This window comes from uncultured Legionella sp., assembly GCF_937871865.1.
Classification (GTDB): Bacteria; Pseudomonadota; Gammaproteobacteria; order Legionellales; family Legionellaceae; genus Legionella.
On sequence record NZ_CALMPD010000254.1, the window covers coordinates 1 to 6043 of the forward strand.

Consider the following 6043-nt stretch of genomic DNA (forward strand, 5'->3'; position numbering starts at 1 on the left):
ATGTTCCTTGCGGGGCTAGGGAGTTTTACTTTGTTCGTTGCAGCTAATTAAGATTTGATTCGTCATCAGCATCCTCCCGAGCGACTGAAATCATAAAATTCAAATAGTACTCCAAAACCCGTTTCATCACCGAAAGCTCCCTCGCCCGCGAACGTACGTCAAAAGCAGTAACAGTATGAGCGCGGGAGAGGGCTGGGGAGAGGGAAAATCCCATATCTCAATATCCCAACCCCTGTATCAATCAAACGTCTCAAAGAAAACAAACTACTCCAGAAACATCAAAAACAGCCAGATAATCAACTTATTTGAAAGTCCACACTCTGTGCATTTTTAGCGTCAACTCGCTTGATATAGGCGCATACAGAATCAGCCATGGCACCAGCAGCAGCGCCATCTTTTCTAAACCAAAGTTCGGGTTCAATCAGTTCTAATTCAGAAAGGCAAAGCTTGTTGTTATTATCCCACATAACATCCACACGAGCATAAACAGGAACTTCATCACATTGAGCAATAGCCAGTTCAACAAAAGCAATTTCTTCCGTTGAAGCAGTATAGGGATGCAGGCTACCACCAAAATCATCTTGCACTCGAAAATCCCCTTGCTTCGTTTTTTTTAATACCGAATGACTGTATTTACCACCAAAGACCATGAACGAAACCTCTCCTCTGGATACAATATGCTCTTGAAACTCTTGTAACAGCATTGATTCATGAGCAATGAATTCTCGATAAATAGTTTCATGCCCATCGACATTGGCTTTATCAATCAAATAAGTATGGCGAGCTGCTCCAGCAATTGCTGGTTTTAATATGATTTTATTCCAACCAGTCTGCTGCATCAGATGATTTAATTTACGTCTATCTCCTTTCTCTAAAAAAAGGGTGGGAGGAATATTAATTCCCCTGCTCTGTAATACCCCTAAATAATGCTTATCCATGTTCCATCGAATAATAGAATAGGGATTGATAAATTGAGTTTCCTTTGCTCGTTGTTCAAGCCACTGATGAAATTCTGCAAAGCGATGAAAATAATCCCAAGTAGCTCTAAAAAGCGCAAATCGAGTATCATTCCAGGAGAATACCTTATTATCCCAAAAAGTTCGTGCGACTTTAAGTCCTTTTTTCTCTAAAGCGTGAGTTAATAACTCATCTTCTGTCAGTACATTCTGAATATAAGGATTAAGCTCCGGCGGGTCTACGTAATCCTTTTGAGTGAGCAAAACAATATCATATTTATAATCAGACATCAGAGGAAATCCAGTGGGTAAAAAATAAGAATACCCATGTTTTTAAACGAAATCCACACTCCAATCGCCTGACTACTCCAATAAAAAAGGATAAAAACGCTCATTTAACCGTTGATTAATAAGTTCTCATTAATACCCACTTCCTCATCCATTGGTTCAGCGTCAATATCAGACTTAGTAATTGCGTCATCACTCGATAAAAGTGAATTACTAAAGAAAGCATTACCAGTTTCGAGGAGTTTGCTGTATTTGCAATTTAGCTCCTGACTCAAAACTTTACCAAATCGGGCGTCAGCAGAACCACATCCTATCGTTTGTTCATAATCAGTTACTATTCTTTTACCCGAAGCCGGAAGTATGTCTTCGTACCAGGAGAGAGGACGTACTGTATCAAAGTTATCAATATCTAAAAGCTCAGTAACAGGATAGGATTCAACTACGGAACTGCAGAAACTTCGATATTTTATTAATGTTCCTTTACTGACACTATAGAGTGCCTTGATTGCTGGCAACAATTCATTGTCAGTTGGCCGATAATGGCCACTGTTATTGGTAATTATCGTAAGTTTGCCTTGTTCGAAGAATAAAGTTCCTACACCTAAAACTTTCTTCCCATTGGCAAGGTAGGAATGATGAAGCTCTTCACTGCAAAGAAGGAGAGGATTTTCCTCACAGGTTAATACAAAATTATATGTGCCATCGAGTACTTCATCATAACCATCAGTAAATAACGCATCCTCCTCTATGTATCGCGCAATATAAGGTGCTTGCTGTTCCCTTGTAACGTATTTATTTTCTGGATCATTAGGCAATAATTGGCGCATCGCCTTTCTTTCAATTTTAAATTCAGCTTTTAATGATATAAGCTCACTCATTAATTGTTCAAAGTAATAAATGGCTTCAGGGTAAAAATTTGGGGGCATTCAGGGTTCAACCATGGACAAAATTAAGAAACAAGCCTGAATTATACTGTACGAATATTAATCAAATATTAAATACCCACTTTTGTAGATTTAAAATAAATAATATCCAATAAAATTCAGATAATCTCATCTCAGACCTACTGTTTAACCAATTAGGAACTATGATAAGATATTTTTTTAAATCAGCTTCAAATCAGGATCAATCCATGTTTCAAAATGCCTTAGTCCGCACACCTCCAGCGTCATTGATTCATGGCTTAACCACTGCCACAGGTCTTGGTCAACCCAACTATGAATTAGCGTTAATACAGCATCAAAATTATATTAATGCATTATCTCAATGTGGATTAGAAGTGACGGTGCTTCCTGCAATAGAGGCATTTCCTGACAGCTGCTTTGTAGAGGATGTTGCGCTACTAACCAATCACCTGGCAATACTAACCAGGCCAGGTGCCATTTCCCGACAAAACGAAGTCAAAGAAATTGAACTAACAGTCAAGAAATTTTATAAAGAACAGGTTGCACAAATTGAATTCCCTGGAACTTTGGAGGCTGGTGATATTTTAAACGTGAATAATCACTACTTCATTGGATTATCCGCCAGAACTAATAATGAAGGCGCACAACAAATGATTCGTCATTTAAATCAAAAAGATTATTCAGCCTCGACAGTGCAACTCAATGAATTTCTTCATCTGAAAACCGGCGTGAGTTATTTGGATCAAGGGTATGTATTAGTCAGTGGTGAATTAATTAATCACCCGGCATTTAATCATTTAAAACAAATTATTATTAGCCCAGAAGAAGAGTACGCAGCGAATTGCATTATGATTAATGGCACAGTATTACTTGCTCAGGGCTATCCAAACACAAAAAAACAAATACTCAATCTGGGATATCCAATTATTGAATTGGATGTCAGTGAATTCAAAAAAATTGATGGCGGCTTAAGCTGTCTGTCTTTGAGATTTTAATGAAAAAACAATTATCTGTATTTAGCCTTACTTTAATCACTGTATGTTCAGTAGACAGCATCCGCAATTTACCCGCTGCAGCTTTAGCTGGAAGTCAATTATTTCTTTATTTCTCGTTGGCGTTATTATTTTTTCTAATCCCTTGTGCAATTATATCGATGTGGTTTTCCAATCAATCCCAACAAGGGGTTTATGGCTGGGTTAAAAAAGGATTAGGTAAGCAATCTGCTTTTTTAGCTATTTGGTTTCAGTGCGTACAAAATGTCTTGATATATCCGACACTACTCAGCTTTATTGCAGGAACTCTTCTTTACAGCATATCTCCTGACTTAGTAGATAATAAAAGATTATTATTCCTCGTTATTATTGCCCTTATTTGGGGGCTAACCTGGATTAATTTAAAAGGAATTCAATTATCCAGCCGTTTTAATTCTTTTTGTTCCATCGCTGGGTTATTAGTTCCCTTCAGTATCATTATCGCCATGGGCTTTTACTGGTGGTTCACTCAAACTCCAACAGATCACAACATTCTTCCTCAAGCCAGCTCTTATTCATGGACATCACTTACCGCGATCATTCTTTCATTCTGCGGCATCGAATTAGCAGCAGTTCATGCAGAAGACAGCCAACCTCGAGCCTTTCCCAAAGCAGTTGTCATCTCGGTGATTATGATATTTTTTTCCATGTTATTTGGCTCCCTGATTTTGGCAATGATTATTCCACCCCAACAACTAAGCTTCATCAGCAGTATTCCTCAACTAATTCAGTTATTTTTTAATAAAATGCATTGTCCAGAACTCGCTTTTATTATTAACGGTTTAATTGCTCTAGGCTGCATGGGTGCTGCAAACAACTGGCTAATCGCTCCAATAAAAGGTTTAGGATTTGCTGCTGGAGAAGGATTTCTGGATCAACGACTGACTCAAGTGAACAAAAACAAAGCTCCAGCCAGATTACTTATACTCCAGGCACTGTGTGTTTCGATTATCAGCACTTTATTTTTAATAGTACCATCAATCAATGCGTCATATTGGATCATGCTTAATGCAGCCACCCAAATTAATTTACTCATGTATCTTCTGCTATTTATTAGTGCAATCCGCCTGGTCATTCCATCCCGTTTTGCAACTCAATTTAAAATAATGACTCCAGCAGGATTAGGTCTTTTTGGCGTGATTACAGCACTCTTGGTCAGCCTCACACCACCACCCTCCTTACAGTTTAACTCGCAAATAATCTATGCTCTTTCCGGAGGCCTCTTCCTCGCGTTGATGACCTTTATCCCTTTTTGGACCCAAAGAAGAAATTATAAATCGATAGAAATTTGATTCACAAAAATCATTTAATTTGTATCATTACAAAATCGATAACTATAATGATATGAAGTGGTTAGATAATGCATCGGTAACCTATTAAGATTCCAGGAAGAAAGAAAATTTCCTGAATATTGAAAATCCTCTGCATCATACGGAGCTACAATGAAAATATCGCGGAACATGATGGAAAAAGCGGTTGATGCCAAGATAATAACCAAAGAACAAGCCGAACAACTTATTGATTTTGTAAAACAGCTCCCCGAACAAAGCCTCAGTTTTAATTTAACTAATGTTCTTTATTATTTTGGTGGACTCATAGCCATTTGCGCTATGACATTATTTATGAGTCTGGGCTGGGAAATGTATGGTGGTTGGGGAATATTATTTTTATCGCTATCGTATGCAATTCTGGGCATTGCCTTAACCCACACATTAGATGAAAAGGGATACAACATACCCGCTGGCATCTGTGCCACGTTCGTAATCTGTCTGACTCCACTGGCAATATATGGTTTTCAGAAAGGGATGGGTTGGTGGCCAGATGATACTGTGTACCGAGATTACCATACCTATATAAAATGGCATTGGATTTTCATGGAGTTAGGCACTCTTGCTGTTGGAATTATATTAGCCTGGATTTACCGCTATCCATTTATGATTATGCCTATTGCCGTAACATTCTGGTATATGTCCATGGATCTAACCTCTATGCTTGGTGGAGAACACTATACTTATGAGCTAAGCGCCTTGGTGTCCATGTATTTTGGCTTAGTTACTTTATTGATAGCCTTTTGGGTTGATATCAGATCGAGCCAAACCGCTGATTATGCATTTTGGCTTTATATATTTGGTGTTATCGCGTTTTGGGGTGGGTTAACCAGTCAACATTCAGACAGCGAGCTTTCCAAATTTTTATACATGTGTATCAATGTGCTCATGATTTTAATTGGAGTCATCCTCAGCAGAAAGGTCTTCGTTATTTTCGGTGCACTGGGGTGCTGTTTCTATTTAGGTTATCTTGCCTTTCAGGTATTCAGTTTAAGCTACCTCTTCCCTGTGGCCCTCACCGCCATTGGTTTTGGTATCATCTATTTAGGCATTATTTGGCAAAAAAATGAAGTCATGCTTACTAAAAAAGTGCGGTCAATACTTCCAAAACCCGTTCAGGATTTGCTTGAAGCAAGAGATAATGACGAATAATTATTTATGCTTGCAACTCCTTTTCCTGAAAATGGAGAAGGAGTATCAGCACAGGATTGGAAGTATGCTGCATTTATTCAGAAGAGAAATTAATTAACTCCACGCTTAAATCTTTATAAATATTTTTCGTTTATATAAATAACTTACCACCAGGAAATTCAGTAATATAAAAGTAAGAGAATAAAATAATGCTGCATTGGAACTACTGTACATGCCAAATAAAGTCTCGGTAATTTTGGACTTCAAATTTCCTGAAGTACCATCACTTAAACCAAAATGAGCAGCAAACTGCAGCTTCAAGAGCATAACGTGAAAAATAAATGCAAATAAAGCATTCATACCAAAAATTTTTAAAGGTAAAGCCCATTGTGTATAATTCAAAA

5 protein-coding genes and 1 pseudogene are annotated in these 6043 nt (G+C 37.8%); 3 read left to right on the plus strand and 3 right to left on the minus strand.

Annotation, left to right across the window (positions count from 1 at the left end; all coding sequences use genetic code 11):
* Nucleotides 1–296 precede the first annotated feature (296 nt).
* On the minus strand, nucleotides 297–1247 hold the full coding sequence (locus Q0495_RS13530; protein ID WP_298627228.1) for a hypothetical protein: 951 nt from the start codon (nucleotides 1245–1247) through the stop codon (nucleotides 297–299).
* A 104-nt stretch (nucleotides 1248–1351) separates the two neighbouring features.
* Nucleotides 1352–2170 (minus strand): hypothetical protein, encoded by an 819-nt coding sequence (locus Q0495_RS13535; RefSeq protein WP_298627230.1) that lies wholly within the window; start codon nucleotides 2168–2170, stop codon nucleotides 1352–1354.
* 206 nt (nucleotides 2171–2376) lie between these two features.
* On the opposite strand from Q0495_RS13535, the gene Q0495_RS13540 reads away from it, so the two are divergent.
* The 3 genes from Q0495_RS13540 to Q0495_RS13550 all read left to right on the plus strand — a co-directional run bounded on the left by Q0495_RS13540 (nucleotide 2377) and on the right by Q0495_RS13550 (nucleotide 5660).
* On the plus strand, nucleotides 2377–3144 hold the full coding sequence (locus Q0495_RS13540; RefSeq protein ID WP_298627231.1) for a dimethylarginine dimethylaminohydrolase family protein: 768 nt from the start codon (nucleotides 2377–2379) through the stop codon (nucleotides 3142–3144).
* Nucleotides 3144–4472 carry an APC family permease gene (locus Q0495_RS13545; RefSeq protein WP_298627232.1) on the plus strand — a complete coding sequence of 443 codons (1329 nt, stop codon included), beginning with the start codon at nucleotides 3144–3146 and terminating at the stop codon, nucleotides 4470–4472. The genes Q0495_RS13540 and Q0495_RS13545 overlap by 1 nt, the downstream gene beginning before the upstream one ends.
* Nucleotides 4473–4622: 150 nt before the next feature.
* Entirely contained in the window at nucleotides 4623–5660 is a 1038-nt protein-coding gene (locus Q0495_RS13550; RefSeq protein ID WP_298627233.1) for a DUF2157 domain-containing protein, read from the plus strand.
* A gap of 105 nt (nucleotides 5661–5765) precedes the next feature.
* Here Q0495_RS13550 and Q0495_RS13555 read toward each other — a convergent pair.
* Nucleotides 5766–6043 (minus strand): annotated as a pseudogene (locus tag Q0495_RS13555) (DUF5009 domain-containing protein); the annotation flags it as partial.